Below are 1,822 nucleotides of genomic sequence, written 5' to 3' on the forward strand. Positions count from 1 at the left end.
CCGTCTCGGCTCGGGCGGCTCCTCGGGCGGGGGAGCGGGGACGTGCTCGGTGGCCGCGTCCACGGCGCTCCCCGCGAGGTCCTCGTTGCCCGGCAGCGCCCCGGCCGCCGGGCGGCGCGCCGGGACGGGCGACAGCGCCGCCTTCACCAGCGGCAGCAGCTCGCGCGGCACCCCCGACAGGTCGGCGCGGCCGCGTTCCATCCGGGAGAACACCGCCTGCGACGGCCCGGCCCCGAACGGCGGGCGCCCCGTCGCCGCGAACGCCACCGTCGCGCCCCAGGAGAACACGTCGGCGGCGGGCGTGGCGCGCAGGCCGTCCAGGACCTCCGGGGCGAGGTAGCCGGGCGTCCCGATGGCGGTGCCGGTGAGCGTCAGCCGGGTGGCGTCCAGATGGTGCGCCAGCCCGAAGTCGATCACCACGGGCTCGCCGTCCACCATGATCACGTTGGTGGGCTTCAGGTCGCGGTGCACCAGCCCGGCCCCGTGGATCGCGGCCAGGGCCCGCGCCAGCCCCCGCACCAGGCGGTCCAGGTCCTCGCCGCGCAGCGGGCCGTGCTCCCGGACGACCTCCGCCAGCGTCCGGCCCTGCGCGTACCGGGTGACGAGGTAGGGGCGGCGCGCGCCGAGGTCGGCGTCCAGCACCTCGGCGACGTTCGGGCCGCGCACCAGGCGCAGCGCGGCGACCTCGCGCTCCAGCCGCCGCCGGGCGACCGCGTCGCGCGCCACGGTCGGGTGCAGCACCTTCACCGCCACGGCCCGCCCGGCGCCGTCCAGGGCGAGGCTGACCTCGCCCATGCCACCGACACCGATCTCCTCCAGAACGCGGTAGGGACCGATCCGTTCGTCGACTCGCATAGGGGACACCCGCCGGGCCTCGGGGACAGCGGGGCCGATCGTAGGGGGCGTTCGCCCCGAAGTCCGGAAGGCGCGGCGATGTCCCCCAAAATGGATCAAGGGCGCGTTCCGGGGCGGTCCACCACGCCCTTGGTGAGCAGGGCCGTCCAGGTCACCACCCGGCCGGTCGCGGGGACGCCGGCGGCGCGCGTCCGGCGGTCCTTCGCGGGAACCTCGACCATCCGCGAGCCGAGGTAGCGGTAGTCGCCCTCGCTCACGATGATCTCGTCGACGGCCCGGCCCCAGTCGGTGACCATCGCGAACGCGACGCCGCGCCGCCCGGTCACGTCGGCCGCGCCGCGCCGCAGCCGCACCCCCTCCAGCCGGGGCAGCACCCGGTACAGGGCGGCCTGGAGGCGGGGCGGCGGGGCGGTCAGCCGCATCAGCGCGCTGACCAGCATGAACACGTCGGCGTCGGTGGCCGGGGCCCGCGGGTCCGGCACCGGATCGCTGGAGATCCACAGCCGCCGCCCGGACCCGGGGGCGGACACGGCCCTCCGCTCGGCCCGCGCGGCGGCGAGCAACTGCCGGCGCAGCGCCTCGGGTTCGGTGGCGGTGTAGCGGGTCAGGTCGGTCCAGGACCCGGCCGCGCTCTCGTGGGTCGTCCTCCTCCCGTCCGACGTCCGCATCCCGCCGCCGGTGAAGTTCACCCAGAACTCCCCGGTGGTCACCTTCCCGGTCACGCCGGGCCCGTGCCGCCGCGATTCGGCGTAGGCGTGCCTGATGTAGGTCCACTGCCGGGGACCGGCGATCGGGCGGGTGTCGCCCTCGGCGGTGCGGGCGGCGCGTTCGCCCAGATCGGCGACGTTGGCGACCGGTGTCATCGGGGACGGGCGGCGCGGTGCGCCGGGCCCGGCGCCCTGGACGACGGTCACCGCCGCCACGGCCCCGGCCGTCAGCGCGGCGACCGCGCCGAGCCGCCATGCCG

General features: G+C 77.4%; 2 protein-coding genes. Both read right to left on the reverse strand.

Translation table 11 applies throughout. The features are described from left to right. On the reverse strand, positions 1 to 855 hold an 855-nt coding region (locus AKI01S_RS48545), incomplete at its 3' end, for a serine/threonine-protein kinase (protein ID WP_157420774.1). A gap of 95 nt (positions 856 to 950) precedes the next feature. Further along, positions 951 to 1,822, reverse strand: an 872-nt coding sequence (locus AKI01S_RS52445) for a hypothetical protein (protein ID WP_218010107.1), incomplete at its 5' end; no start/stop codon positions are given.

The sequence above is a fragment of the Actinomadura kijaniata NBRC 14229 genome, from assembly GCF_001552175.1.
GTDB lineage: Bacteria > Actinomycetota > Actinomycetes > Streptosporangiales > Streptosporangiaceae > Spirillospora > Spirillospora kijaniata.